We start from the raw sequence: 24,534 nt of genomic DNA on the forward strand, positions 1-24,534 counted from the left end.
TTTCTCCCAGGGGATGGATAAGATAGCGGCAGTAGAGGAGAGGGGTAATCATGCAGTCATTTAACTGGGTCGACATTGATGGCATCCGTTATAGCTGGGATGGGCAGGGGAACATTACCTGTGCAGGTCAGTTTGGCTATCAGGCCTCGATCGCGGGGGATCGGCTGGATGGGATGGAGATTGAGAATGAGGCCGGTGATGTAGCGGGCTCGCTCTATGTTGACTTCGCTGCGGCCTCTATCACTTATGTGCCGGTCATGGATACCGAGTCTGCCCATAACATGATTTTGGTTGGCCATCATCAGGGGCAGCAGGAGTATCCGCTGGCCAGTTTTCACTCTCCGTTGTTGCAAGATTTGCTAGGACCATCTGATACCATCCCTTGGTCTGCGATGGAGGAGGATAGTGGTGGCACCAATATCGGACAGGCGGTGCAAGGACACGTTCTGTCGTGGGACTCGTTCCATTTCGATGATGAGGTGTTGGTCTGTGGCGCGGCTCCTGCGCTGGATATGGCAAACCAGAGCCAGGATCCCGGCAGCATGGTCACCATTAGTCTCGATCTGACCAATCAGATACTGGATCAGCTCCCCCCCTTGCACGATATATGAATCCCGTAGCTGCACGGGCATAATGGCCTCAATCTTTCCGATTGAGGTTTTTTTCTATGTGGCGTCCCCTTCTTACTCTTTCCGCTCTGGTTGTCAGTGCTCCGCTGCTGGCGATTGAAGTGCCGCAAGTGCCCCATCTGGTGGTGAGCGGTTATGCCGAGCAGAAGACCGAACCCGATATGCTGACCCTCAATGTGGCGGTGAGTGCACTGGATAAGCAGGGCCTCAAGGCCAAGCAGCAGGTCGATACCAAGGTTGCAGCCTTTTTCAGCCAACTGGAAGGGTTGGGGATCAAGCGCAGCGATGTTGAGGCTGGCAACCTGATGGTCTCGCCGGAATATCAGTATGGCGAAAATAAGAAGCCGGTATTGTTGGGGTATCGTGCTCAGCGACAATTGGCGGTGAAGCTCTATCAGCTCGACAAGTTGAGCCCCCTGATGGATACCGCACTCAAAGCCGGGCTGGAGTCCGTATCCCAGATTGAGTACGGGTTGAAATCGCCGCAGGTTATCAAGGAGCAGGCCCGTCTGAATGCAGTTGAGGATGCCAAAACCAAGGCTGAATCTCTGGCCAAGGCGTTCGGGATGAAGCTTGGCAAGGTCTACAGTGTGGAGTACCGCAATGCTTCGCCCATTACCGCCTACAGCCGCAACCTGAAGATGGTGCAGGCCATGGCGATGGCTGCACCTGCGGCGGATATGGCGGACAACAGCTATCAACAACAGCAGATCACGGTAAGTGATAATATCGAGGCTGTTTTCTTGCTGGAGTGATGCCCGTCGTTTAAGTCCAGTCATGAACAACCCCGCCATTTGCTGCGGGGTTTTTATTGCGCATCGATGCAGATATAAAAAAGCCGACGCTCGTGTTTACTTAATCGAGCGTCGGCTTTTTGTTGCGCTGGGTTTATCAGGCGGTCACAGCATCAGCCTGGGTCGCTTCAGGAGCCGGGTTGCGGATGAGGTAATCAAACGCACCCAGTGCGGCGGTGGCGCCAGCACCCATGGAGATGATGATCTGCTTGAACGGTACCGTGGTGGCATCCCCTGCGGCGTAGACGCCGGGCAGGGAGGTCGCCCCTTTGGTATCGATCTCGATCTCGCCAAAGCGGGTCAGGGCTATCTCGCTCCCTTTGAGGAACTCGGTGTTCGGTACCAGGCCGATCTGGACGAAGATACCCGCCACCGCCAGGTGTTTGATCTCACCTGTGGTGCGATCTTCGTAGTCCATACCGACCACCTTGCTTCCATCACCTATCACTTCGGTGGTGCGAGCGCTCATGATGATGTCGATATTGCCCATGGAGCGAGCCTTCTTCTGCAGTACTTCATCGGCACGCAGGGTGTCGGCGAACTCCACCACAGTCACATGCTCGACGATGCCAGCCAAGTCGATCGCTGCCTCGATGCCGGAGTTACCGCCCCCGATCACCGCAACCCGTTTGCCCTTGAAGAAGGGGCCATCACAGTGCGGGCAGTAGGCCACGCCCTTGGTGCGGTACTCGAGCTCGCCCGGCACGTTCAGGTCACGCCAGCGGGCACCGGTCGCTAGGATCACGGCGCGGCTCTTCAAGGTGGCGCCAGAGGCGAGATCCACATTGACGTAGCCATCCTTGCTGATGGCGGCGGCGCGCTGTTCGGTTATCACTTCCACGCCGTACTGCTTGACGTGCTGCTCCAGGCTCGCAGCCAGTTTGGGGCCTTCGGTGTAGGGCACGGAGATGAAGTTCTCGATGCCGACGGTGTCCATCACCTGACCACCGAAACGCTCGGCAACGATGGCAGTGCGAATGCCTTTACGAGCGGCATAGATGGCCGCTGCGGCGCCAGCCGGGCCACCGCCTACCACCAGTACATCGTAGGGAGCTTTCTCATTCAGCTCGGCGGCTTTGCGCTCGGCGGCACCGGTGTCGAGTTTGGCGACGATCTCATCCAGCGAGATCCGCCCTTGGCTGAACGGTTGGCCGTTCAGGTAGACATTCGGTACTGCCATGATTTGACGCTCGGCGACTTCTTCCTGGAACAGGGCGCCATCGATCATGGTGTGAGTGATGCCGGGGTTCAGGGTCGCCATCAGGTTGAGAGCCTGTACTACGTCCGGGCAGTTGTGGCAGGAGAGGGAGATATAGGTCTCGAAGTGGAACTCGCCCTTGAGATTGCGGATCTGCTCCTGCACGGCTGCATCGGCCTTGGAGGGGTGGCCGCCGCTTTGCAGCAGGGCGAGCACCAGAGAGGTAAATTCATGACCCATGGGGATGCCGGCAAAGTGAACGCGCGGGGCTTGGCCCTGCGGCGCGACACTCATGGAAGGCTTGCGAGCGGCAGTGCCAGAGGTCTGGATGATCTTGGGGGACATCTCGGCGATCTCGCTGGCCAGTGCCAGCAGCTCTGCAGATTTGTCGCTGTCGTTGCCGGACACGCTGATCTCGATGGGATTGACGATGTACTGCAGATAGGTGTTCAGCTGTTGTTTGAGGTTGGTATCCAACATCTTCGAATTCCTTCTTGTGATTGCGGGTCGGCGTGAGATGTAAGCCGGAAAGCAGACCGGCGCCTTTGCTTGGGGCCGGAAACAAAACCGGCCCTTATACGGGCCGGTCTTGGAAGCGGGAGGCTTAGATCTTGCCTACCAAGTCCAGGGACGGGGCCAGAGTGGCTTCGCCTTCTTTCCATTTAGCCGGGCACACTTCACCCGGGTGGGAGGCAACGTACTGGGCCGCTTTAACTTTGCGCAGCAGTTCCAGTGCGTCACGGCCGATGCCGCCAGCGTTGATCTCGACGATCTGGATGATGCCCTGCGGGTCAATTACGAAGGTACCGCGGTCAGCCAGACCAGCTTCTTCGATCATCACGCCGAAGTTGCGGGTGATGGTACCAGTCGGGTCACCAATCATCGGGTACTGGATCTTCTGAATGGTGTCAGAGGTGTCGTGCCATGCTTTGTGAGTGAAGTGGGTGTCGGTAGAGACAGAGTAGATCTCGACGCCCAGTTTCTGGAATTCAGCGTAGTTGTCAGCCAGGTCGCCCAGCTCGGTCGGGCAAACGAAGGTGAAGTCAGCCGGGTAGAAGAAGACCACGGACCACTTGCCTTTCAGGTCAGCGTCAGACACCTGAACGAATTTGCCATTGTGGTAGGCGGTAGCATTGAACGGCTTGATTTCAGTGTTGATGTAGGTAGACATGTAATTGCTCCTTGGTGATGTACATATGCCGGTCTGGTGTTGAAGAGTCTTGCCAGACGAGGCGCTTAACTTTCGATGGATTCATCATAGGGGCTTCCGCTAATCGATAAAAGCCGCAATTTTGAATCGCTTAAATCTACTTATTAGATAGCTCACTATGGCTGTACCTAACATGAATATCTCTGGCCTACTGAGATAACTCCTTGTCGTGGTTCAATATCTGTGCGCTACATCGCCTTTTCAAGGCATAAGAAGGGGTGTGCAGATCCACGATGACGCGATGAGATAAACGGTGGTGCAAACGGGTGGCGCAGAAGGTTGAGGCCGCTGCTCGCAGCGATGGAGATGTGCTGACAAGGGGGAGAGCAGAAAACGCGGATAAAAAAATCCCGGCGCTATCGCAACGACAGGGCCGGGTCATCAAACAAGGAATGGCTATATAAACAAATGCTTTACAGCAAAGACTAACTACGGGGTGTGCAAACTTGCAGACATATGAGAGGAAGATAATGGGTGCACAATCCCTCGTCTCCCCCTCGGCAACTATTGCATGAGAGGGATGATAGTGTGACGCAGATCACAAGGCAAGTATTTGGTGTAATTTTTCAATCAAAATGAAAGTGTTTCATCATTTCAGCCTGTTTTGACGGCTGAAAACGCTTTTATTGTAATTTAATTACAGGTTGATCTGTCAAAAGTCGGTAGGTGGTTCCTGCTCTTCCATCAATTCCAGCAGGTTGATGGCCACGGCAATAAAGTCCGACTCGGTGACAATGCCGATCAGCTTGCGTCCTTTGAGTACCGGCAGGCAGCCATATCTGTGCCGCTGCAGGTAGAGTGCTGCCTCCTTGATACCGGCGTGAGGATCTACGCTCGCCACTTGCCGTGTCATGATCTCGTCGAGTTGCACGCTGTCGGTAAATTCGGCTTCCCGCTCCGGGCTAATGAGCAGCAGCTTGGATTCCCGGGTGGCCAGGATATCGGTGAGGGTCACCAACCCCAGCAGGTGATGCTGCTCGTCGACGATGGGAATGTGGCGGATCCGCTCCTGCTGCATCAGGTCCATCGCCTGTTTGACACTGTTTGACGGACCCAGAGTGAAGGGATGTTCGGTCATGATTTCGGATAGGGTCATCATGGTGGGCCTCCTTGTGTATCTGCTTTCACCCTAGCCCAGCGCCCATTGGCAAAACATGATCAGGGTCAATACAGAACATTAAAGAATCATTAACCGGAGGTGTGTCTCAATATTGCTCGCTACCCCTTGTCTCTCTTGGGTTTTTGGTCTTTTGGGTTGCCTTGGAAGATGGGGATAACTAGACTAGCCGCCGATTCCCCCCGAGGTGAAAGATGCAAGTATCCGATTTTCATTTTGATCTGCCAGACGAGCTGATTGCCCGCTATCCGATGGCAGAGCGTACCGCCAGCCGCCTGTTGCAGCTCGATGGTCAAACTGGCGCCCTGCGCCACGGTCAATTTGTGGATGTGCTGGATCAGCTCAATCCGGGTGACCTGCTGGTATTCAACAACACCCGTGTCATTCCGGCGCGCATGTTTGGCCAGAAGGCCAGCGGCGGCAAGCTGGAGGTACTGGTCGAGCGCATTCTGGACGAGCACAGCGTGCTGGCCCATGTCCGTGCCTCCAAGGCGCCCAAGCCCGGCACCCGGATGATCATGGATGGTGGTGTGGAGGCAGAGATGCGCGCCCGCCACGACGCTCTGTTCGAGATCCACTTCCTCGACCCGCGTCCGGTGCTGGAGATTTTGGAGGCCATCGGCCACATGCCGCTGCCCCCCTATATCGACCGTCCCGACGAGGATGCCGACAAGGAGCGCTACCAGACCGTTTACAATCAAAAGCCGGGCGCCGTCGCGGCTCCGACCGCCGGCCTGCACTTTGATGAGCCGCTGCTTGAGAAAATTCGGGCCAAAGGGGTTGAAACGGCCTTCGTGACCCTGCATGTAGGGGCGGGGACCTTCCAGCCGGTGCGGGTTGAGAAGATTGAAGATCACCACATGCACTCCGAGTATGCGGAAGTGCCGCAAGAGGTGGTGGATGCCATCGCGGCCACCCGTGCCCGTGGTGGCCGGGTGATCGCGGTGGGGACCACGTCGGTCCGTTCGCTGGAGAGCGCGGCCAAGGTCACCCTGGCGCAGGGCAAACCGCTGGCGCCCTTCTTTAGTGACACCGATATCTTCATCTTCCCTGGTTACCAGTTCCAGATTGTCGATGCCATGGTCACCAACTTCCATCTGCCGGAGTCGACCCTGATCATGCTGGTCAGCGCCTTTGCCGGTTATGACAACGTGATGGCGGCCTATCAGGCAGCCGTGGCCGGGCAGTACCGTTTCTTCAGCTACGGGGACGCCATGTTCGTCACCCGTCGCCAGGTTGAAGCATAAGCTTCAGCTTATTTACCGGGCCGTGAGCGGCCCTCCTATTGTCAGACTGTTTATCTGACGCAGCCGAGGTAGCAATGAAATTTGAACTGAAAACCACCGACGGCCGTGCCCGTCGCGGTCAACTGGTCTTCGAACGTGGTGTGGTACAAACACCGGCCTTTATGCCGGTCGGGACTTACGGCACCGTCAAGGGGATGACCCCGGAAGAAGTGCGTGAAACCGGCGCCCAGATCCTGCTGGGTAACACCTTCCACCTCTGGCTGCGCCCGGGTCAGGAAGTGATGCGTGCCCACGGCGATCTGCACGATTTCATGAACTGGCAGGGCCCGATCCTGACCGACTCCGGTGGTTTCCAGGTGTTCAGCCTGGGCCATATTCGCAAGATCACCGAAGCGGGCGTCCACTTCCGTCACCCCATCAATGGCGAGAAGATCTTCCTCGACCCCGAGAAGTCCATGGAGATCCAGTACGATCTGGGCTCCGACATCGTGATGATCTTCGACGAGTGCACCCCGTACCCGGCCACTTATGAAGAAGCGCGCAAGTCCATGGAGATGTCCCTGCGCTGGGGCAAGCGCTCCCGCGACAAGTTTGATGCGCTGGGCAACAAGAACGCCCTGTTCGGCATCATTCAGGGCTCGGTCTACGAAGATTTGCGGGATGTCTCCCTCAAGGGGCTGCTGGAGATCGGTTTCGACGGTTATGCGGTCGGTGGTCTGGCCGTGGGCGAACCCAAAGAGGACATGCACCGCATCCTCGAGCACGTATGCCCGAAAATTCCGGCTGACAAGCCGCGCTACCTGATGGGTGTCGGCAAGCCGGAAGATCTGGTGGAAGGGGTGCGCCGTGGTATCGACATGTTCGACTGCGTCATGCCGACCCGCAACGCCCGCAACGGCCACCTGTTCACCACCGATGGCGTAGTGAAGATCCGCAATGCCCAGCACCGCAACGACACCAGCACCCTGGATGCCGAGTGTGATTGCTACACCTGCAAGAACTACAGCCGTAGCTACCTGCACCATCTGGACAAGTGCAACGAGATCCTCGGTGCCCGTCTGAATACGATTCATAACCTGCGTTACTACCAGCGTGTGATGCAGGGTTTGCGGGACGCGATCGAGCAGGGTAAATTAGACGACTTTGTAACAGAGTTTTACCGTCGGCAAGGGAAGCCTGTGCCTCCGTTAGCTGAAAATGACGTTAAATAACAACAACATATAATTTTGTTTTTTTAAATCTACATCAATAAGAGGTTGTTAAATGAGCATTATCTCCAAGGCGTATGCAGAAGGCGCAGCACCGGGTGCACAGGGTGGTGGTATGGAAATGATCATCATGCTGGCCGTATTCGGCCTGATCTTCTACTTCATGATCTATCGTCCCCAGGCCAAGCGTGCCAAGGATCACCGCAATCTGATGAGCTCCTTGTCCAAGGGTGATGAAGTGCTCACTTCTGGTGGCTTGGTTGGCAAAATTGCCAAAGTGGCTGCAGACAGCGATTACCTGGTGATCGCCCTGAACGACCAGACTCAAGTCACCATCAAAAAGGACTTCGTCTCTGCCGTTCTGCCCAAGGGTTCTATCCAGTCCCTTTAATCTCCCAAGGAGCACAGCGTGTTGAATCGCTATCCGCTGTGGAAATACCTGATGGTGATCCTGGTGATCGCCATCGGTTTTCTATATGCAGCCCCCAATCTTTACGGCGAAGATCCGGCTTTGCAGGTTTCTGCAAGCCGTGGTGCCGAAGTCAAGCTAGATACTCTTGATCTGGTGAAAGAGACCCTTGAAGCGGCCAAGATCCCGGTCAAACATGCTGCATTTGAGCACGGTTTTATCCTGATCCGTTTCAAGAACACCGAAGACCAGCTGAAGGCGCGCGATATCGTTGCCAACAAGCTGGGCGACAACTTCATTACCGCACTCAACCTGGCACCTTCCACTCCCGCCTGGCTCGAAGCCATCGGTGCGGCGCCTCTGAAGCTGGGTCTTGATCTGCGCGGTGGTGTGCACTTCCTGATGGAAGTGGACATGGCCGAAGCACTGACCAAGCAGCAAGAGCAGATGGTGCAGGATTTCCGCTCCGAGCTGCGCACCCAGAAGATCCGTTACTCCGGCGTACGCCGGGTCGGAGATCAGGTGCAGGTGATCTTCCGTGACGAAGCCGATCAGGAACGCGCCGTTTCTCATCTGCGTCGTCAGAACCCTGATTTGACTTTCACTACCGAGCAGAAAGGGGATGAGTTCATCCTGCTGGCTGGTCTGAGCGAAGCCAAGATCAAGGAAGTGAAGAAGTACGCCCTCGAGCAGAACATCACCATCATCCGTAACCGGGTCAACGAACTGGGCGTGGCCGAGCCGCTGGTACAACAGCAAGGCGCCGAGCGCATTGTCGTTGAACTGCCCGGTATTCAGGATACCGCCCGCGCCAAGGAGATCCTGGGTGCAACCGCGACCCTGGAATTCCACATGGTCGATGAGACTGCCGACATCCAGGCTGCGGCCGATGGCCGTGTCCCGCCCAGCTCCAAGGTCTACAACGATCGCAATGGTCGTCCCGTGGTGCTGCAAAAGCGGGTGATCCTGACCGGTGACCACATCGTGGGTGCCCAGTCCGGTTTCGACGAGTACAGCCGTCCCCAGGTCAACATCAAGCTGGATGGCCAGGGTGGCAACAAGATGGCCAACTTTACCAAGGATAACGTCGGTAAAGGGATGGCGACCGTCTTCATCGAGTACAAGCCGGTCGGTCAACCGGGTCCGGATGGCAAGCGCAAGTTCCGCAAGCAGGAGGAGGTGATCAACATCGCCACCATCCAGTCGCGTCTTGGCAGCCAGTTCCGTATCACAGGTATCGACAACGCCAACGAAGCCCACAACCTGGCGCTGCTGCTGCGTGCCGGTGCCCTGATCGCCCCGATCCAGATCGTGGAAGAGCGCACCATTGGCCCGAGCCTAGGTCAACAGAACATCGACAGCGGTATGGAAGCCATCGGCTGGGCCATGCTGGTGATCGTGCTGTTCATGGGGATCTACTACCGCGCGTTCGGCTGGGTTGCCAACCTGGCGCTCTGTATGAACCTGGTGTTGATTGTCGGCATCATGTCGATGATCCCTGGTGCCACCATGACCCTGCCGGGGATCGCCGGTATCGTCCTGACGCTGGGTATGGCGGTGGATGCCAACGTACTGATCTACGAGCGTATTCGTGAAGAGATCCGCAACGGTCGAGGTGTTCAGCAAGCCATCCATCTGGGCTTTGATCGGGCATTCTCCACCATCGCCGACTCCAACGTGACCTCACTGATCACCTGCGTGATCCTGTTCGGTATCGGCACCGGCGCCATCAAGGGCTTTGCCCTGACGCTGGGCATTGGTCTGACCGCCTCCATGTTTACTGCCATCACAGTTTCCCGTGCCATTATCAACCTGGCTTGGGGTGGACGGCGTATCGACAAGCTGCCCATCTGAGGATAGAGAGATGTTTCAGATTCTACATTTTGAAAAACCGATCCCGTTTATGCGCTATGCCAAGCCGGGTGTGGTTTTCTCTTCCGTGCTGATGGTGGTAGCCCTGTTCTTCCTGTTTGATCGGGGGCTGAACTGGGGTCTGGACTTTACCGGTGGTACCACCATCGAGGTGGGGTTCCAGCAGTCGGTGAGCCTGGACAAGATCCACGACGCTCTGGAAGAGCAGAAGATTGAAGGGGCAACCCTGCAACACTTTGGCTCCAGCCGTGACGTACTGTTCCGCCTGACCCCGAAAGATGGGGTCAAGGTAGAACAACAGGGTAACGAAGTGCTGGCGGCGGCCAAGCAGCTCGACGAGGGCGCTGTGCTCAAACGCGTCGAGTTCGTCGGCCCTTCCGTTGGGGATGAACTGGCGACAGACGGTGCGCTGGCGATGCTGGCCTCCATCCTCTGTATCCTGGCCTACGTGGCAGTGCGTTTCGAATGGCGTCTGGCGCTGGGGGGCATTCTCTCTCTGGTGCACGACGTGGTGATCACGCTGGGTGTCTTTGCCTACTTCCAGTACGAGTTCGACCTGACCGTACTGGCGGCGCTGATGACCTTGGTGGGTTACTCCCTTAACGATACTATCGTGGTGTTCGACCGCTTGCGGGAGAACTTCCGCAAGGTGCGTAAAGGGGATACCGAGTACATTCTGGATCTCTCCATGACCGAGACCCTGAGTCGTACCATCATCACCTCCGGCCTTACCTTTATCGTGGTGCTGGCGCTGCTGCTCAAGGGCGGTGCGCTGATCCACGGTTTTGCCGTGGCCATGGTGATCGGTGTGGCGTTCGGTACCTACTCCTCCATCTATGTGGCGAGTGCGTTTGCCATGTTCCTCGGCGTCAAGCGCGAGCACATGCTGCCAACCCAGGTAGAGAAAGAGGGTGCGGACCAACAGGAAATCCTGCCGTAACAGTGAAGAGCGCCTCATGGCGCTCTTTTCTTATCTCTGCGTGTCGTTTGCTGACGCACATGATTTAAACAACAGGAGTTTGTCATGCATCACAATCCCCGTTTTTTAGCGCTGGTTGACGGGATCCGCTCCCGCATCACCGAAACCGATGTTCACCAGATCAAGCGCTGGCTGGATGAAGGGCGCACGTTTCACCTGATCGACGTGCGGGAAGAGAGCGAGTGGGCCAGGGGCCATCTGCCCGGAGCCCGATATTTGGGTCGTGGCGTGATTGAGCGGGATATCGAGACCCAGTTCCCGGATCTCGAGACCGAGCTCTACCTCTATTGTGGCGGTGGTTTTCGCTCCATTCTGGCGGCGGACAACCTGCAACAGATGGGTTATCGCAAGGTGATCAGCGTCGACGGCGGCTTTCGCGGTTGGTGCGATGCCGGATACCCTGTCGAATCCTGATTTATTTGAGGTAGAGGGGCACAGCTACATGACAAAGCGGCAGTTGACCTTTACCATATGCGGGGTCAAGCGTAAGCGTCGGAGTGTTCATTGAACGTCAGGAAAGGGATTGGATACCTCCTCGGTATCCTGTTGTTGCTTCCCATGTGGGGTTGCAGCAGTAGCAGTCAGGTTAACACCCCCAAGGTTCCCAAGCCGCAGCCTGCTTCACTGGTGTTGGCGACCCCCCTGCAGGTCTCCTACCAGAGTGAGCTGGCGCTCGCCCGACTCGGGCAGATGCTCAGTGAAATGGAACTGACCACCGAGCAACGGGCAGAGTTGTTCTATGAGCGTGCTGTGGTGTTTGATCGGGTTGGTCTGCGTTCCCTCGCGCGGCTCGATTTCAACCGTGCCCTGCGGGAGAAACCGGATTTCGCCGAAGCCTACAACTTCATCGGCGTCTATCTGGTACAGCAGCAGAATTACGACGAAGCCTATGATGCGTTCGATTCTGCCCTCGAACTGGCGCCGGACTATGACTATGCCTATCTCAACCGTGGCATCGCCCTCTATTACGGCAACCGTCCCGAACTGGCCGCGGCCGATATGAAGCGTTTCTACGAGGCGCAGCCGGAAGACCCCTATCGGGTGATCTGGCTCTATCTGGCCGAGCAGAAACTCGACCCGTCGGCCGCCATGAGCCGGATGCGCGAGCGTCTCAACAAATACGATGACGATGCCTGGAACTGGGATCTGGTACGCCTCTATACCGGCGAGATCAACGCTTCCCAGCTGATGGGCAACGTGGTGAAAGGGGTGAAGGATAACCGGGAGCTTGCCGAGCGTCTGTGTGAAACCTACTTCTATCTGGGCAAGTTCGAGCTGGGCAAAGGCAACCGCAAGGAAGCCATCAGCTACTTCAAGCTGGCCTTATCTAACAACGTCTATGACTTCATCGAGCACCGCTATGCGCTGCTGGAGCTGGAGTTGATGGCGCGCAAGCCCTTGCCGCCAGGTGCCCAGAGCGCTCGTAACAAGGGTGATCAGCCCTCCTGATCTACTGCCAGATAGTGGTAAAAAAGGCCTCGCGATGAGGCCTTTTTGTTGGGCGAATGGCGGGTTTACTCCACCAGGCTCATGCCGGGGATCTGGCGCCAGTAGCCGTTACAGTCGCTTCCTTGCTGCAAGGGGAGGGGAGCCTGGCCCTGCCGGTTGGCTTTGAAGCGGGCCAGCATCTCCAGCGTCTCCATCCCTTGCGGTGAAAGTCTGACCACATCCACCAGACCTTCCATACCAGCCAGCTCGTTACCCAGGTTGTAGCAGTAACCGGACTGGGTCTGGATCCCGTTGAGATTGAACACCCGCTGCCCCTCGCGGCTGTTGGCCAGTCGTCCGGTGGGGTAGTTGATGCAGGCGAGCTCGCAGTTGTCCTTGGGCTTGTCGAGGGATCGGGCGGTGAAGCAGCGCGCCGAGTAGGCGAGCGGCAGATGACCGTAGGCAAACACCTCCACCTCAAATTGGTCGCGCAGGGGGCCCAGATCCTGATTGAGCTGGATCAGCCAGTCACGGGAGAGCTCCACCGGCATGACCCAGCGTTTCATCCCCTGTTTGAGCAGCATGCGCAGTACATCGGCGTTATAGGCGTTGATGGCGGGGCCACAGACGAAGGGGATCCCTGCCTCCCAGGCGAGTTGCACCGTACCGAGATCGTTGGCTTCGACCATTAGATCGCCATTGTCGACCAGCCGCTTCACCTCCTTGAGCTCGGAAGGCGCGGAGATAAGGGCGAGGGTCGAGAGCACCACCTGCTTGCCGGAGTTGGCGACCTGACGGGCCAGCGCAATCCAGTCATCGACTTTGAGTTCGCGCCGCTTGCTGCACACCGTCTCGCCCAGATAGATGATGTCGGCCTGACTGTCGGCAGCGGCATGATAAAAGGCTTCGGTATCGGCTTTGGGCCAGTAGAAGAGCAGAGGCCCGAGAGAAAATTGCATGGGTGGACTCCTTATTGCCACTGACGATGGTAGGCGCCGAGGGTAGTCTGGCTACCTTCGGAGACGCGGGCGAGCTGGGCATCCCACTCAGCTTTGACCTGATAGGCCTCGGGATTGGCCTGATAGGCATCGATGGCTGCACGCCACACCCGGGTCACCTGCTCCACATAGGCGGGGCTGCGCTGGCGCCCTTCAATCTTGACCGACTGGATCCCGGTCTTGAACAGCTCGGGCAGGAGACCCAGAGTGTTGAGACTGGTCGGCTCTTCCAGCGCGTGGTAGGTCTGGCCATCCACGTCGAAACGCCCTTTGCACAGGGTCGGATAGCCAGCATTTTCGCCCGGGCCATAGCGGTCGATCAGCACCTCGTTGAGCCGCGACTCAAGGCCGTTCGCGGTCTCTTCCCAACGGACGAACTTGGCCGGTGAGCAGGCACCGACGGTGTTGGGGCTCTCGCCAGTCATGTAGGAGGAGAGATAGCAGCGCCCCTCGGCCATGATGCAGAGGCTGCCAAAGGCGAATACCTCAAGGCCAACATCGGTCTCGCGGGCCAGTTGCTTGACCTGATGCATGGAGAGCACCCGGGGCAGCACCACCCGTGTGACATTGAATTGCTGCTGATAGAAGCGAATGGCGGCGGCATTGGTGGCGCTGGCCTGCACCGAGACATGGAGTTCCATCTCGGGGTAGTGGCGGCTGGCATATTCCAGCACGGCGAGATCGGCGATGATTAACGCATCGGCGCCGAGGGCCACCCCGCGATCAACCGCCTGTTTCCATCGAGTATCGGCCCCGGGATGGGCAAAGGTATTGATGGCAATATGCAGCTTGCGACCATGTTGATGCACATAATCCACCGCTTTCTCCAGTTTGCTGTCGGTAAAGTTGAGACCGGCAAAGTGGCGGGCATTGGTGTCATCCTTGAAACCGATATAAACGGCATCGGCCCCGTTATCCACGGCGGTTTTCAGTGCCGGCAAACTGCCTGCCGGACAGAGTAATTCCATTGGTACGCTCCGAGAGTGCATATGAAGGGCAAACGAGCCCTGATTGTATGCAGCCATGCACTCCCGCTTTTTGACCTGAGGCAGCTTTGTGTGGCTTTACCCTTCTTGAGGTAACCCTGCACAAGTTTGATTTCCAACAGGATCTTGACACTCTCCCTGTGTTTGAATGCGCAAAAAAGGGAGTCTATCGTGTTTCAACAACTGCAACGCCGCCTGGTCGAACAGGCTCCGCGCTTCTTGCGCCATCCCCTCAAGCTGGTTCCCTTCAATCTGCAAAAGCAGCTGATGGAGAGTTTGCTGGCCCGGGTTTTCAAAGAGGCTATCGAAGATGGCGATTTCGAGTTTCTGGCAGACAAGTGGCTGAAAGTCGAAGTCTCTGATCTGGAGCTGTGCTGGTTTATCAGTGAGCAGAATGGCCAGCTGGTGGTGGCTCGCGAGTGTGACAAGGCCGATGTCTGCTTCAGCGGTACCGCCAACGACCTGATCCTCATCGCTGGTCGCAAAGAGGATCCGGATTCGCTCTTTTTCCAGCGCAAGCTGAAGATAGAAGGGGATACCGAACTGGGCCTTGAGGTGAAAAACCTGATGGACAGTCTGGATCTCGATGGTTTGCCAAGCCTGATGAAGTATCCCCTGATGGATCTGGCGACGTTTATCGAACGCGCCCGCACCGAGTCAGCGCAGGCTCCGGTGCAGACGGCGCCGGGCGGGATCCCGTCTTAAGTGGACAATCACCCCATGGGCATGGCGACGATAATGGTGCCGTGCCCAGAGGCAACGACAGGCCCACAGACAGGGCACCAAGGCGATGAGTGCCGCAGGGGCGGGCAGCTGTGACATGGCCAGTCCCGCAGCCAGCCAGATAAAGGGTTGCGCTTCATACAGCCACTCCGGCTGTAGCCAGCGTTTGCTCGGAAAGATAATCAGATCGGTACGTCGGTAGCTGGAGCGCATCATCCAGGTCACCGCTCCGGCGATAAACAGCAAGGCGCCAGCAAACCAGAGCAGGGGCTGTTCACTCAACGTAATAATGGCAATGGCTGCCAGCAGGTAGAGGCTGGGCAATCTCTCATAGATAAAGGGAGGAAGCATGGCGTTGTGTCTCCTGTGCCGTTTATCGGATATCCATCAAGTTTAGTCCCCCCCTCTCACTTCCCTCATGCTGGTTTGTTATACAAACGGGTGGTTTTGTTCTGAAATGGCTCGGCTTTTACGGTGCCAACATCGTGTTCTCTTATGTTACAATTGCGCGCCATTTTTGACTGAAGATTGACTGGGCATGTTGGATCAGATTCGTATCGTTTTGGTAAACACCTCTCATACCGGCAACATGGGATCTGCGGCGCGTGCCATGAAGACCATGGGGTTGACCCAGCTGGTATTGGTTGATCCGCAAGCCTTGCCGGATGACAATGCCTTCGCCCTGGCGGCTGGTGCCAGCGATGTGCTTGCCAATGCCCGTATCGTCCCGACACTGGACGACGCGATCGCCGATTGTGGTCTGGTGATTGGCACCAGCGCCCGTTCGCGAACCCTGAGCTGGCCCATGCTCGATCCCCGTGAGGCCGGCGAAAAGTCGGTGGTTGAGGGGATGCAGCACCCGGTTGCGTTGGTGTTTGGTCGTGAACGCACCGGTCTCACCAACGACGAATTGCAAAAGTGCCACTACCACGTGGCCATTCCGGCCAATCCTGATTACAGCTCTCTCAATCTGGCCATGGCGGTGCAGACCCTCTGTTACGAAGTGCGGATGCGCTGGCTGCAGGGGCAGGCCGCCGAGCCTGAAGATGAGATGGCCTATCCGAGTGCCGCCCAGCTGGAAGGGTTTTATCAGCACCTGGAACAAACCCTGATGAAGACCGGTTTTATTGCCGATGACCATCCGGGTCATGTGATGAGCAAGCTGCGTCGCCTGTTCAATCGGGCTCGGCCGGAAGCGGCAGAGCTCAACATTCTGCGTGGGATTCTGACCTCGGTACAGAAAGCGCGCGTACCGGATTAATCCGACTGATTTACTCAACCATATACTTGACTGATTTGGTCGGGTATGTGACCATGTGCCCCATTAAATTGCTTCGCAAGACGGTAAGGCACATGAGACTGACTTCAAAAGGACGTTACGCTGTAACCGCCATGCTCGACGTGGCGCTGCATGCAGAGCAGGGGCCCGTCCCCCTTGCCGATATTTCCGAGCGCCAGGGCATCTCGTTGTCCTATCTCGAGCAGCTCTTTGCCCGCCTGCGCAAACATGGTCTGGTGAGCAGCGTGCGTGGCCCGGGCGGTGGTTATCGCCTCGGGTTGGCCCCAGGCGACATTTCGGTTGGTCAGGTGATCACCGCGGTCGATGAGTCGGTCGATGCCACCAAGTGCCTCGGCAAGGGCGGTTGCCACGGCGGTACCCAGTGCCTGACTCACTCCCTGTGGCGTGATCTGAGTGAGCGGATCTCCAGTTTCCTCGGGGATATCACCCTGGCCGAGCTGGTGCGCCAGGCCGATGTGCGCCGCATTGCCGGCAAGCAAGATGAACAAATGAAGACCGTGTTGTCCCTGGTTGATCGGGCAGAACACGGCGATGTGAGCTTGAAAGTCCAACTATAAACGTGCTTTCCACAGCGGGACTCTGTATGACCCGGACTGTGACGGAGAAAAACATGAAACTGCCTATTTACCTTGATTATTCGGCAACCTGTCCGGTGGACCCGCGTGTCGCAGAAAAAATGATGCAGTGTCTCACCATGGATGGCCTGTTCGGCAATCCGGCTTCCCGTTCTCACCGCTTTGGCTGGCAAGCCGAAGAGGCGGTGGATCTGGCCCGTAATCAAGTGGCAGATCTGATCGGTGCCGATCCCCGCGAGATCGTCTTCACTTCCGGTGCGACCGAATCCAATAACCTGGCCATCAAGGGTGTTGCCCACTTCTATGCCAGCAAGGGCAAGCACATCATCACCTCCAAGACCGAACACAAGGCGGTGCTCGATACCTGTCGCCAGCTGGAGCGTGAAGGGTTCGAGGTGACCTATCTCGAGCCGATGCCCAACGGCCTGTTCACTATCGAGATGATTGAGAATGCCATGCGTGATGACACCATCCTGGTCAGCATCATGCATGTGAACAACGAAATCGGCGTGGTTCAGAACATTGCCGCCATCGGCGAGTTGTGCCGTTCCCGCAAGATCCTGCTGCACGTGGATGCCGTTCAGAGTGTGGGCAAGATCCCGGTAGATGTGGAAGCACTGAAAGTGGACCTGCTCTCCGTTTCAGCGCACAAGGTGTATGGTCCAAAAGGGATCGGTGCACTGTTTGTTCGCCGCAAACCCCGCGTTCGTCTGGAAGCCCAGATGCACGGTGGCGGCCACGAGCGCGGCATGCGTTCCGGTACTCTGCCGACCCACCAGATCGTCGGGATGGGCGAAGCTTTCCGCATCGCGAAAGAAGAGATGGTGAGTGAAGGCGAGCGCATCTTGGCTCTGCGCCAGCGTCTGTGGAATGGCATCAAGGATATTGAAGCCGTCTACATCAATGGCGACCTGGATCAGCGTGTTCCGGGCAACCTCAACGTCAGCTTTGCCTATGTGGAAGGGGAATCCCTCATCATGGCGCTGAAAGATTTGGCGGTCTCTTCCGGTTCGGCCTGTACCTCCGCCAGCCTGGAACCTTCCTATGTGCTGCGCGCACTGGGTCTGAACGACGAGCTGGCACACAGCTCCATCCGTTTCAGCATGGGTCGCTTCACCACCGAGGAAGAGATTGACTACGCGGTCAAGCTTATTCGTGACTCCATCGGTCGTCTGCGCGAGATGTCCCCTCTGTGGGAGATGTACAAAGACGGCGTCGATCTGAACACGGTCGAATGGGCTCATCACTGATCTATCTGGTCAGTGAGCAACAGAATTAGCAGGAGTGAGATATGGCTTACAGTGAAAAAGTAATCGACCACTACGAGAATCCTCGCAACGTCGGTGGTTTCGACAAGAATGATCCCAGCGTTGCAACCGGCATGGTCGGTGCGCCCGCCTGTGGCGACGTGATGAAGCTGCAATTGAAAATCAGCGATGAAGGCATCATCGAAGATGCCAAGTTCAAGACCTACGGCTGCGGTTCCGCCATCGCCTCCAGCTCCCTGGTGACCGAATGGGTCAAGGGCAAGACCCTGGACGAAGCGGCTGGCATCAAGAACACCGATATCGCTGAAGAGTTGGCCCTGCCACCGGTGAAGATCCACTGCTCCATTCTGGCTGAGGACGCCATCAAGGCCGCCATCGCCGATTACAAGCAGAAGAAAGGTCTCTAAGCGCCGGAGAGCAGTATGGCTATTACCATGACAGATGCCGCCGCGGCACGGGTTTCCTCTTTTCTGGCTAACCGGGGCAAGGGCATTGGCCTGCGCCTCGGCGTCAAAACCACTGGCTGCTCCGGTCTTGCCTACGTGCTTGAGTTCGTTGATGAACTGACCGATGAGGATCAGGTGTTCGAGCAGCAGGGCGTCAAGATTATTGTCGATGCCAAGAGTCTGATCCATCTGGATGGCACCGAGCTGGATTTCGTCAAGGAGGGCCTCAACGAGGGCTTCCAGTTCAACAATCCCAACGCCAAAGGCGAGTGTGGTTGCGGCGAAAGCTTCAGTGTCTGAGATGTTTGACGTCAATGATCCTTCGTCTGTGGTTGAGCGGGTCGCCGATGACCCGTTCAACCATATCTCATTTGCCAGGGGCGAGTGAGGTTGTGGCGAACGTTTCCAAGAGGTTTGCATGAATCATTTCGAGCTGTTTGGGCTGGTTGAAGGCTTCGAGCTCGATACCCGTCAGTTGGCTGATACCTACCGCCAGCTGCAAACCCAATTCCATCCTGATCGTTTTGCCACCGCCCCCGAACGGGAGCAGCTGGCTGCGGTGCAACGTGCCGCCCAGATCAACGAAGCATTCACCACCCTCAAGGCGCCGCTGCGCCGTGCCGAATATCTGCTCTCCCTGCGTGGCACCGATATCCGTGGTGAACAGCAGACTCTGCAAGATACCGCGTTTCTGATGCAGCAGCTGGAGTGGCGCGAGCGTCTGGCCGATCTGAAAGATGACGCCGACCCTGAGCGCGCCATCAAGGATTTTCGCAGCGAGATCAGGCATGATCACCAGATGTTGATGCAGCAGCTGACCGAGTCTCTTGCCGCCGGCAGAGAGCTCGTTGCCGCTGATTGCGTTCGCAAACTCAAGTTTGTCGACAAGCTCCTCGAAGAGCTGGAACGATTCGAAGACTCGCTTCTCGAGTCTTGATCCTTTAACGCTGGAAGTTTCATTACCCATGGCATTACTGCAAATCGCCGAACCCGGCCAGAGCGCTGTTCCTCATCAGCACAAACGTGCCGTCGGCATCGATCTCGGCACCACCAACTCTCTCGTCGCTGCGGTTCGCAGCGGTCACGCCGATACCCTTTGCGATGAGCAAGGGCGCGACCTGCTCCCGTCGGTGGTGCACTATCAAAGCGACGCCATTCGAGTCGGGATTGATGCCAAGCGCGAAGCGGCGCTCGATCCTCACAACACCATCGTCTCGGTCAAACGGATGATGGGCAAGGCGCTGGCCGATATCGATACCCGCCAGCAGCCTTACCAATTTGTTGCCGCCGACAATGGCATGCCGCAACTGCAAACCCGTCAGGGGCTGGTCAATCCGGTGCAGGTATCGGCCGAAATTCTCAAAAAGCTGGCCGAGCGTGGCGCCCAGACACTCGGGGGCGATCTCGATGGCGTGGTCATTACCGTGCCCGCCTATTTCGATGATGCCCAGCGTCAGGGCACCAAGGATGCGGCCCGTCTGGCCGGTCTGCACGTGCTGCGGCTGCTCAACGAGCCGACCGCGGCCGCGATTGCCTATGGCCTTGACTCCGGTCAGGAAGGGGTGATCGCGGTTTACGATCTGGGGGGCGGCACCTTCGATATCTCTATCCTGCGTCTGCACCGCGGTGTGTTCGAAGTGATGGCGACCGGCGGCGATTCCGCCCTCGGCGGTGATGATTTTGATCACCTGCTGGCGGACTGGATCAAGGAGCATGCGGGCCTCTCCGGTGAGCTGGATGCCCATCTGCAGCGCGAGCTGCTGGATGTGGCCGCTGCCGTCAAACACGGCCTGACCGATGCCGAGCAGGTGGCGTGCACCTTTGCTGGCTGGCAGGGTTCAGTGAGCCGTAGCCAGTTTGATGAACTCATCACCCCGCTGGTGAAACGGACCTTGCTGGCTTGTCGCCGCGCCCTGCGCGATGCCGGTCTCGAGCAGGTGGAAGTGCTGGAAGTGGTGATGGTCGGTGGCTCCACCCGGGTGCCGCTGGTGCGTGAACTGGTGGGCGAGTTCTTCCAGCGTACGCCGCTGACCAGCATCGATCCGGACAAGGTTGTCGCCATTGGCGCCGCCATCCAGGCCGATATTCTGGTGGGCAACAAACCTGATGCCGAGATGCTGCTGCTGGACGTGATCCCCTTGTCGCTGGGTCTGGAGACCATGGGTGGCCTCGCCGAGAAGGTGATCCCCCGTAATACTACCATCCCGGTTGCCCGCGCCCAGGAGTTCACCACCTTCAAGGATGGTCAGACCGCCATGGCCATTCACGTGGTACAGGGTGAACGCGAGTTGGTGGCCGATTGCCGCTCCCTGGCCCGCTTTACCCTGACCGGCATTCCGCCGATGGCAGCCGGCGCCGCCCATATTCGCGTCACCTTCCAGGTGGATGCGGATGGGCTGCTCTCGGTCAGCGCTATGGAGAAATCCTCCGGCGTGCAGGCCGAGATCCAGGTCAAGCCCTCTTACGGGCTGGCGGAGCAGGATATCCTCAACATGCTGAGTGCCTCCATCGAGAACGCCCAGCAGGATATGGATGCCCGCATGCTGGCCGAGCAGCAGGTTGAAGCCGACCGGGTGGTCGAGAGTCTCAATGCGGCGCTGGCCGCCGATGGCGATGCCCTGCTCAATGCTGCCGAGCGTGCCGAGATTGATGCCGCCATCGCCCATCTGCTGACCATGCGCAACAGCGGCGCAACCCATCAAATCAAAGAAGCCATTGAGGCAGCCGATGCTGTCAGTGGCGAGTTTGCAGCCCGCCGGATGGACGCCTCCATCCGCAAGGTGCTGACCGGACAAAACGTCAACAAGGTGTAATATGCCAAAACTGATCATTCTTCCTCATCCCGTACTCTGTCCGGATGGCGCCGCCCTCGAGGGGCAAAGCGGCGAGACCATTCTGGATGTGGCGCTGCGCAACGGTATCGAAATCGAGCATGCCTGCGAGAAATCCTGTGCCTGCACTACCTGCCACTGCGTGGTGCGCGAGGGCTTTGACTCGCTCGAGCCAAGTGACGAGCTGGAAGACGACATGCTGGACAAGGCGTGGGGGCTGGAGCCGGAATCGCGCCTCAGCTGCCAGGCAAAACTGGCGGACGAGGATCTGGTGGTGGAACTGCCCAAGTACACCCTGAACCTTGCCTCTGAACGCCATTAATTACACATGAGTGAATTGCACGTGCAGCATCCTGTGGTGCTTCAGTGATATGGTGGAAGGCCGTGACCCTCGGGGGCACGGCCTTTTTTGTATTCGTTATTCTCTCTTTGCCAATAAGCTCTTTCCCATAAAGAGTGCTTATACATAGTGCCAGTAAAAAGGAAGCAAACACGATGGCTGACATGATGAAGGTAGCGTTATCCACCCAGGCTGCGGCCGCCTATTGGGGCGAGGGCGCCCAGCTCAGTTTCAATGGCGACGAGGCACTGATCCATCTTGGTGCCGCCGGTCAGCAGAAGGATGTTCTGCGCACCGTTCAGCGCGCCGCCCGTCGCCTCGAATCGAGCGGGATCAAGCGGGTGACGCTGGTCGGTGAAGGCTGGGATCTGGAGCGTCGCTACGCGTTCGCCCAGGGGTTCTACGCCGCCAAGGGAGCGCGTGAACTGGATTTTGGCCAGCAGAGCGACGCGGAAGCCCGTGAACTGGATGCGCTGCTCAAGGCGGCTCGCTGGGTACGTGACATCACCAATGGCTGTCCGGAAGAGATCTACCCCATGAGTTTGGCGGAATCGGCCCTGTTGCTCATTCGTGGTCTGGCCGGGGATCAGGTTACTGCCCGCATCACCGCCGGTGAAGCGCTGCGCGAGTCCGGCCATATCGGGATCTGGTCGGTTGGCCGTGGCAGCGAGCGCGAGCCTGTGCTGCTGGAGCTAGACTACAACCCGACCGGTGATCGCAATGCGCCCGTGGTGGCGGCGCTGGTGGGCAAGGGGATCACTTTCGATTCCGGTGGCTACTCCATGAAGTCCTCTGACAACATGCTGCCGATGAAGTCCGATATGGGCGGTGCCGCCATGGTGACCGGCGCGCTGGCGCTGGCTATCAGCCGCGGTCTGAACCAGCGGGTGAAGCTCATTCTCTGCTGCGCCGAGAACCTGGTCTCCGGCCACGCCTTCAAGCTGGGCGACATCCTCACTTACAAGAATGGGGTTTCGGTCGAGATCCAGAACACCGATGCGGAAGGTCGTCTGGTGCTGGCCGATGGCCTGATGGCGGCCTCCGACAGCGGTGCGGCTTATATCCTTGACGCAGCCACCCTGACCGGCGCCGCCAAGATGGCGCTGGGGCGCGATTATAATGCGGTGTTTGCCCTCGATGAGACCGAACAGCAGCGTGCGCTGGCCGCCGCCAAGGTGGAAAACGAGCAGGCGTGGGCGCTCCCGCTGGAGCCCTGGCATGCCAGCCAGCTCACCTCGGCCTTTGCCGATCTGGGCAACGTCGCCTCGGCAGAGGGCACAGCCGGTGCCACCACGGCTGCTGCGTTTCTCTCCCGCTTCGTGCGCGATGAGGGCAAGGGCTGGGTGCACCTGGATCTGGCGGCCTCCTATCAGAAATCGGGCAACGATCTCTGGGCGACCGGCGCCAAGGGGCACGGTCTGCGCACCATCGCACGCTGGCTGCAGGAGGTGACCGCATGAATGTCTGGTTAAGTCGTGAATTTGCACCGGCCGAGTGGGGGGAGGGGGCGCTGCTCTCTCACCGTGCCGACGGCATGGTGATCCATCTGGTGACGGCCAATCCACTGCTCGATATCCAGCAGGCGGCCCGTCGCCTCTGCCAGCAAGGGATCCAGAAAGTGACCCTGGCTGGTCACTGGGAGCGTGAACAGCAGTGGGCTTTTGCCCAAGGGCTGCAAAGCCCCAAGGCGGAGGTGCAACTGCAGTGGGCCATGTCCTCGGAAGAGGATAGAGAGGAGCTGGAAGCGCGTTGGCTCTGCGGCCGCTGGGTGCGCGAGATGACCAATGCCACCCCGGAGCAGTTGGGCCCGCTGGAGCTGGCGGTGGAAGCGGCCTCCTTTATTACCGAGCTGGCGCCGGACAAGGTGAGTCATCGCATTTTGAAAGGCGAAGCGCTGCAACAGGCGGGCTGGGTCGGCCTCTATCAGGTGGGCCGCGGCAGTGCGCGCGAACCGGTATTGCTGGAGCTCGACTTCAACCCGGGGCGTGACCCCAAGGCGCCGGTAGCGGCAGCGCTGGTGGGCAAGGGGATCACCTTTGACTCCGGCGGCTACTCCATGAAGAGCTCCGAGGGGATGCTCACCATGAAATGCGACATGGGTGGCGCGGCGATTGTCACCGGTGCGCTGGCGCTGGCTATGCTGCGCGGGCTCGACAAGCGGGTGAAGCTGATCCTCTGCTGCGCCGAGAACCTGGTCTCCGGCCACGCCTACAAGCTGGGCGACATCCTCACCTACAAGAACGGTACCACGGTCGAGATTGTGAATACCGATGCCGAAGGGCGGCTGGTGCTGGCCGATGGCTTGCAACTGGCGAGCGAGTCCGGCGCACCGCTGATCATCGATGCCGCAACCCTTACTGGCGCAGCCGTGATGGCGCTGGGTGGGCGCTACAATGCCCTGTTTGGCCTCGATAAAGGGCTGGTAAGCCGGGCCATGACCTATGCCGATGCCGAGCATGAGCCAGCCTGGCCGCTGCCGCTGGAGCCCTGGCACCGCCAGCAGTGCCCCTCCCATTACGCCGACACGGCCAACAGCCGTCCGGTGAAGGGGGGCGGGCCGGGTGGCGCCTCCAACGCGGCGGGTTTCCTCTCCCGTTTCGTTGCCAACGAAGGGATGGGCTGGCTGCATATCGATCTGGCCGCCTGCTTCAGTGACAACGGCGATGCTCTCTGGGCGCCGGGAGCCAATACCCTGGGGATGCGCACCATAGCGCGGGCCTTGCTGGCGGAAGCCAAATAGGCGAGACAAGGCACCTTCGGGTGCCTTTTTCATGCTGTTCGAATTGTGAACAAAAGATGGGGTTTTGGCGGCTTAAGGTAACTATCGTGCGCAAGCGCACATATTTTCCGGCTCTGCTCGGTCAAGATGAGTGTGGATGTTGATTGCAAGGGAGTGATGTTTAATAAAAAGTTGCTTGTTTGTGTGTTTTTCCGGTTTTTGTTTACGTATAATCGCCAGCGAACATGGATTCTAAC

26 protein-coding genes are annotated in these 24,534 nt (G+C 58.1%); 20 read left to right on the top strand and 6 right to left on the bottom strand.

All coding sequences use genetic code 11. From position 1 onward, the window contains the following. Positions 1–50: 50 nt before the first annotated feature. Positions 51–611 carry a hypothetical protein gene (locus ACTG1K_RS11450; protein WP_425855184.1) on the top strand — a complete coding sequence of 187 codons (561 nt, stop codon included), beginning with the start codon at positions 51–53 and terminating at the stop codon, positions 609–611. A gap of 56 nt (positions 612–667) precedes the next feature. Continuing rightward, positions 668–1,384: an SIMPL domain-containing protein gene (locus ACTG1K_RS11455; RefSeq protein ID WP_440005406.1), complete on the top strand. Its 717-nt coding sequence runs from the start codon at positions 668–670 to the stop codon at positions 1,382–1,384. Positions 1,385–1,520: 136 nt separating this feature from the next. Here the strand turns inward: ACTG1K_RS11455 and ahpF are convergent, their stop codons facing one another. The 3 genes from ahpF to ACTG1K_RS11470 all read right to left on the bottom strand — a co-directional run bounded on the left by ahpF (position 1,521) and on the right by ACTG1K_RS11470 (position 4,930). Further along, on the bottom strand, positions 1,521–3,101 hold the full coding sequence (gene ahpF, locus ACTG1K_RS11460) for an alkyl hydroperoxide reductase subunit F (protein ID WP_440005408.1): 1,581 nt from the start codon (positions 3,099–3,101) through the stop codon (positions 1,521–1,523). Between the two features lie 124 nt (positions 3,102–3,225). Then, positions 3,226–3,792: an alkyl hydroperoxide reductase subunit C gene (ahpC, locus tag ACTG1K_RS11465; RefSeq protein WP_005337335.1), complete on the bottom strand. Its 567-nt coding sequence runs from the start codon at positions 3,790–3,792 to the stop codon at positions 3,226–3,228. Positions 3,793–4,483: 691 nt separating this feature from the next. After that, positions 4,484–4,930 carry a CBS domain-containing protein gene (locus ACTG1K_RS11470; RefSeq protein WP_013723842.1) on the bottom strand — a complete coding sequence of 149 codons (447 nt, stop codon included), beginning with the start codon at positions 4,928–4,930 and terminating at the stop codon, positions 4,484–4,486. 212 nt (positions 4,931–5,142) lie between these two features. On the opposite strand from ACTG1K_RS11470, the gene queA reads away from it, so the two are divergent. The 7 genes from queA to nlpI all read left to right on the top strand — a co-directional run bounded on the left by queA (position 5,143) and on the right by nlpI (position 12,112). Then, the gene (gene queA, locus ACTG1K_RS11475) at positions 5,143–6,195 is read left to right on the top strand and encodes a tRNA preQ1(34) S-adenosylmethionine ribosyltransferase-isomerase QueA (protein ID WP_005344678.1); all 1,053 of its coding nucleotides are present in this window, start codon (positions 5,143–5,145) and stop codon (positions 6,193–6,195) included. A gap of 74 nt (positions 6,196–6,269) precedes the next feature. Further along, a complete protein-coding gene (gene tgt, locus ACTG1K_RS11480) occupies positions 6,270–7,406 on the top strand; it encodes a tRNA guanosine(34) transglycosylase Tgt (RefSeq protein ID WP_005337329.1) in 1,137 nt (378 codons plus the stop codon). Positions 7,407–7,458: 52 nt separating this feature from the next. Beyond that, on the top strand, positions 7,459–7,794 hold the full coding sequence (yajC, locus tag ACTG1K_RS11485) for a preprotein translocase subunit YajC (protein WP_005337327.1): 336 nt from the start codon (positions 7,459–7,461) through the stop codon (positions 7,792–7,794). Between the two features lie 18 nt (positions 7,795–7,812). Beyond that, positions 7,813–9,666: a protein translocase subunit SecD gene (gene secD, locus ACTG1K_RS11490; RefSeq protein ID WP_151286777.1), complete on the top strand. Its 1,854-nt coding sequence runs from the start codon at positions 7,813–7,815 to the stop codon at positions 9,664–9,666. A gap of 10 nt (positions 9,667–9,676) precedes the next feature. Further along, positions 9,677–10,624, top strand: coding sequence for a protein translocase subunit SecF (gene secF / locus ACTG1K_RS11495; RefSeq protein ID WP_150389301.1), 948 nt, complete (start codon positions 9,677–9,679; stop codon positions 10,622–10,624). A gap of 84 nt (positions 10,625–10,708) precedes the next feature. After that, positions 10,709–11,077, top strand: a complete 369-nt coding sequence (locus ACTG1K_RS11500) for a rhodanese-like domain-containing protein (RefSeq protein ID WP_005337319.1) — start codon at positions 10,709–10,711, stop codon at positions 11,075–11,077. Positions 11,078–11,167: 90 nt separating this feature from the next. Continuing rightward, a complete protein-coding gene (nlpI, locus tag ACTG1K_RS11505) occupies positions 11,168–12,112 on the top strand; it encodes a lipoprotein NlpI (RefSeq protein WP_005351017.1) in 945 nt (314 codons plus the stop codon). Positions 12,113–12,177: 65 nt separating this feature from the next. On the opposite strand, the gene ACTG1K_RS11510 is transcribed toward nlpI, so the two are convergent. Further along, the gene (locus ACTG1K_RS11510) at positions 12,178–13,050 is read right to left on the bottom strand and encodes a U32 family peptidase (protein WP_108540323.1); all 873 of its coding nucleotides are present in this window, start codon (positions 13,048–13,050) and stop codon (positions 12,178–12,180) included. An 11-nt stretch (positions 13,051–13,061) separates the two neighbouring features. Further along, positions 13,062–14,057, bottom strand: a complete 996-nt coding sequence (ubiU, locus tag ACTG1K_RS11515) for a ubiquinone anaerobic biosynthesis protein UbiU (protein WP_042056156.1) — start codon at positions 14,055–14,057, stop codon at positions 13,062–13,064. Positions 14,058–14,246: 189 nt separating this feature from the next. On the opposite strand from ubiU, the gene ubiT reads away from it, so the two are divergent. Further along, positions 14,247–14,780: a ubiquinone anaerobic biosynthesis accessory factor UbiT gene (gene ubiT / locus ACTG1K_RS11520; RefSeq protein WP_005344837.1), complete on the top strand. Its 534-nt coding sequence runs from the start codon at positions 14,247–14,249 to the stop codon at positions 14,778–14,780. Here the strand turns inward: ubiT and ACTG1K_RS11525 are convergent. Continuing rightward, entirely contained in the window at positions 14,733–15,149 is a 417-nt protein-coding gene (locus ACTG1K_RS11525) for a hypothetical protein (RefSeq protein WP_005351023.1), read from the bottom strand. The genes ubiT and ACTG1K_RS11525 overlap by 48 nt on opposite strands. Before the next feature lie 187 nt (positions 15,150–15,336). On the opposite strand from ACTG1K_RS11525, the gene trmJ reads away from it, so the two are divergent. The 10 genes from trmJ to pepB (ACTG1K_RS11575) all read left to right on the top strand — a co-directional run bounded on the left by trmJ (position 15,337) and on the right by pepB (ACTG1K_RS11575) (position 24,298). Next, positions 15,337–16,059: a tRNA (cytosine(32)/uridine(32)-2'-O)-methyltransferase TrmJ gene (gene trmJ / locus ACTG1K_RS11530; RefSeq protein ID WP_005359790.1), complete on the top strand. Its 723-nt coding sequence runs from the start codon at positions 15,337–15,339 to the stop codon at positions 16,057–16,059. 92 nt (positions 16,060–16,151) lie between these two features. Further along, entirely contained in the window at positions 16,152–16,655 is a 504-nt protein-coding gene (iscR, locus tag ACTG1K_RS11535; RefSeq protein ID WP_425855193.1) for a Fe-S cluster assembly transcriptional regulator IscR, read from the top strand. Positions 16,656–16,708: 53 nt separating this feature from the next. Further along, complete coding sequence (locus ACTG1K_RS11540; protein ID WP_021229687.1) at positions 16,709–17,923, top strand: IscS subfamily cysteine desulfurase; 1,215 nt, start codon at positions 16,709–16,711, stop codon at positions 17,921–17,923. Between the two features lie 41 nt (positions 17,924–17,964). Then, entirely contained in the window at positions 17,965–18,348 is a 384-nt protein-coding gene (iscU, locus tag ACTG1K_RS11545; RefSeq protein WP_005333813.1) for a Fe-S cluster assembly scaffold IscU, read from the top strand. A 15-nt stretch (positions 18,349–18,363) separates the two neighbouring features. Further along, complete coding sequence (gene iscA / locus ACTG1K_RS11550) at positions 18,364–18,687, top strand: iron-sulfur cluster assembly protein IscA (RefSeq protein ID WP_005333812.1); 324 nt, start codon at positions 18,364–18,366, stop codon at positions 18,685–18,687. A 118-nt stretch (positions 18,688–18,805) separates the two neighbouring features. Beyond that, a complete protein-coding gene (hscB, locus tag ACTG1K_RS11555) occupies positions 18,806–19,324 on the top strand; it encodes a co-chaperone HscB (protein ID WP_425855196.1) in 519 nt (172 codons plus the stop codon). Positions 19,325–19,352: 28 nt separating this feature from the next. Then, positions 19,353–21,200, top strand: a complete 1,848-nt coding sequence (hscA, locus tag ACTG1K_RS11560; RefSeq protein WP_440005413.1) for a Fe-S protein assembly chaperone HscA — start codon at positions 19,353–19,355, stop codon at positions 21,198–21,200. 1 nt (position 21,201) lies between these two features. Further along, positions 21,202–21,540, top strand: a complete 339-nt coding sequence (gene fdx, locus ACTG1K_RS11565) for an ISC system 2Fe-2S type ferredoxin (RefSeq protein WP_005333808.1) — start codon at positions 21,202–21,204, stop codon at positions 21,538–21,540. 173 nt (positions 21,541–21,713) lie between these two features. Further along, a complete protein-coding gene (gene pepB / locus ACTG1K_RS11570; RefSeq protein WP_139428517.1) occupies positions 21,714–23,018 on the top strand; it encodes an aminopeptidase PepB in 1,305 nt (434 codons plus the stop codon). Then, positions 23,015–24,298, top strand: a complete 1,284-nt coding sequence (pepB, locus tag ACTG1K_RS11575) for an aminopeptidase PepB (protein ID WP_425855199.1) — start codon at positions 23,015–23,017, stop codon at positions 24,296–24,298. The genes pepB (ACTG1K_RS11570) and pepB (ACTG1K_RS11575) overlap by 4 nt, the downstream gene beginning before the upstream one ends. Positions 24,299–24,534 lie beyond the last annotated feature (236 nt).

It is taken from the genome of Aeromonas sp. 102P, from assembly GCF_051920345.1.
In the GTDB taxonomy this organism is placed as follows: domain Bacteria; phylum Pseudomonadota; class Gammaproteobacteria; order Enterobacterales; family Aeromonadaceae; genus Aeromonas; species Aeromonas veronii.

Bases quoted from the DNA above. Each gene is read 5' to 3' on its own strand.
- ACTG1K_RS11450 (WP_425855184.1), top strand. From the start codon at position 51: ATGCAGTCATTTAACTGGGTCGACATTGATGGCATCCGTTATAGCTGG.
- ACTG1K_RS11455 (WP_440005406.1), top strand. From the start codon at position 668: ATGTGGCGTCCCCTTCTTACTCTTTCCGCTCTGGTTGTCAGTGCTCCG.
- ahpF (WP_440005408.1), bottom strand. From the start codon at position 3,101: ATGTTGGATACCAACCTCAAACAACAGCTGAACACCTATCTGCAGTAC.
- ahpC (WP_005337335.1), bottom strand. From the start codon at position 3,792: ATGTCTACCTACATCAACACTGAAATCAAGCCGTTCAATGCTACCGCC.
- ACTG1K_RS11470 (WP_013723842.1), bottom strand. From the start codon at position 4,930: ATGATGACCCTATCCGAAATCATGACCGAACATCCCTTCACTCTGGGT.
- queA (WP_005344678.1), top strand. From the start codon at position 5,143: ATGCAAGTATCCGATTTTCATTTTGATCTGCCAGACGAGCTGATTGCC.
- tgt (WP_005337329.1), top strand. From the start codon at position 6,270: ATGAAATTTGAACTGAAAACCACCGACGGCCGTGCCCGTCGCGGTCAA.
- yajC (WP_005337327.1), top strand. From the start codon at position 7,459: ATGAGCATTATCTCCAAGGCGTATGCAGAAGGCGCAGCACCGGGTGCA.
- secF (WP_150389301.1), top strand. From the start codon at position 9,677: ATGTTTCAGATTCTACATTTTGAAAAACCGATCCCGTTTATGCGCTAT.
- ACTG1K_RS11500 (WP_005337319.1), top strand. From the start codon at position 10,709: ATGCATCACAATCCCCGTTTTTTAGCGCTGGTTGACGGGATCCGCTCC.
- ACTG1K_RS11510 (WP_108540323.1), bottom strand. From the start codon at position 13,050: ATGCAATTTTCTCTCGGGCCTCTGCTCTTCTACTGGCCCAAAGCCGAT.
- ubiU (WP_042056156.1), bottom strand. From the start codon at position 14,057: ATGGAATTACTCTGTCCGGCAGGCAGTTTGCCGGCACTGAAAACCGCC.
- ACTG1K_RS11525 (WP_005351023.1), bottom strand. From the start codon at position 15,149: ATGCTTCCTCCCTTTATCTATGAGAGATTGCCCAGCCTCTACCTGCTG.
- trmJ (WP_005359790.1), top strand. From the start codon at position 15,337: ATGTTGGATCAGATTCGTATCGTTTTGGTAAACACCTCTCATACCGGC.
- iscR (WP_425855193.1), top strand. From the start codon at position 16,152: ATGAGACTGACTTCAAAAGGACGTTACGCTGTAACCGCCATGCTCGAC.
- ACTG1K_RS11540 (WP_021229687.1), top strand. From the start codon at position 16,709: ATGAAACTGCCTATTTACCTTGATTATTCGGCAACCTGTCCGGTGGAC.
- iscU (WP_005333813.1), top strand. From the start codon at position 17,965: ATGGCTTACAGTGAAAAAGTAATCGACCACTACGAGAATCCTCGCAAC.
- iscA (WP_005333812.1), top strand. From the start codon at position 18,364: ATGGCTATTACCATGACAGATGCCGCCGCGGCACGGGTTTCCTCTTTT.
- hscB (WP_425855196.1), top strand. From the start codon at position 18,806: ATGAATCATTTCGAGCTGTTTGGGCTGGTTGAAGGCTTCGAGCTCGAT.
- hscA (WP_440005413.1), top strand. From the start codon at position 19,353: ATGGCATTACTGCAAATCGCCGAACCCGGCCAGAGCGCTGTTCCTCAT.
- fdx (WP_005333808.1), top strand. From the start codon at position 21,202: ATGCCAAAACTGATCATTCTTCCTCATCCCGTACTCTGTCCGGATGGC.
- pepB (WP_139428517.1), top strand. From the start codon at position 21,714: ATGGCTGACATGATGAAGGTAGCGTTATCCACCCAGGCTGCGGCCGCC.
- pepB (WP_425855199.1), top strand. From the start codon at position 23,015: ATGAATGTCTGGTTAAGTCGTGAATTTGCACCGGCCGAGTGGGGGGAG.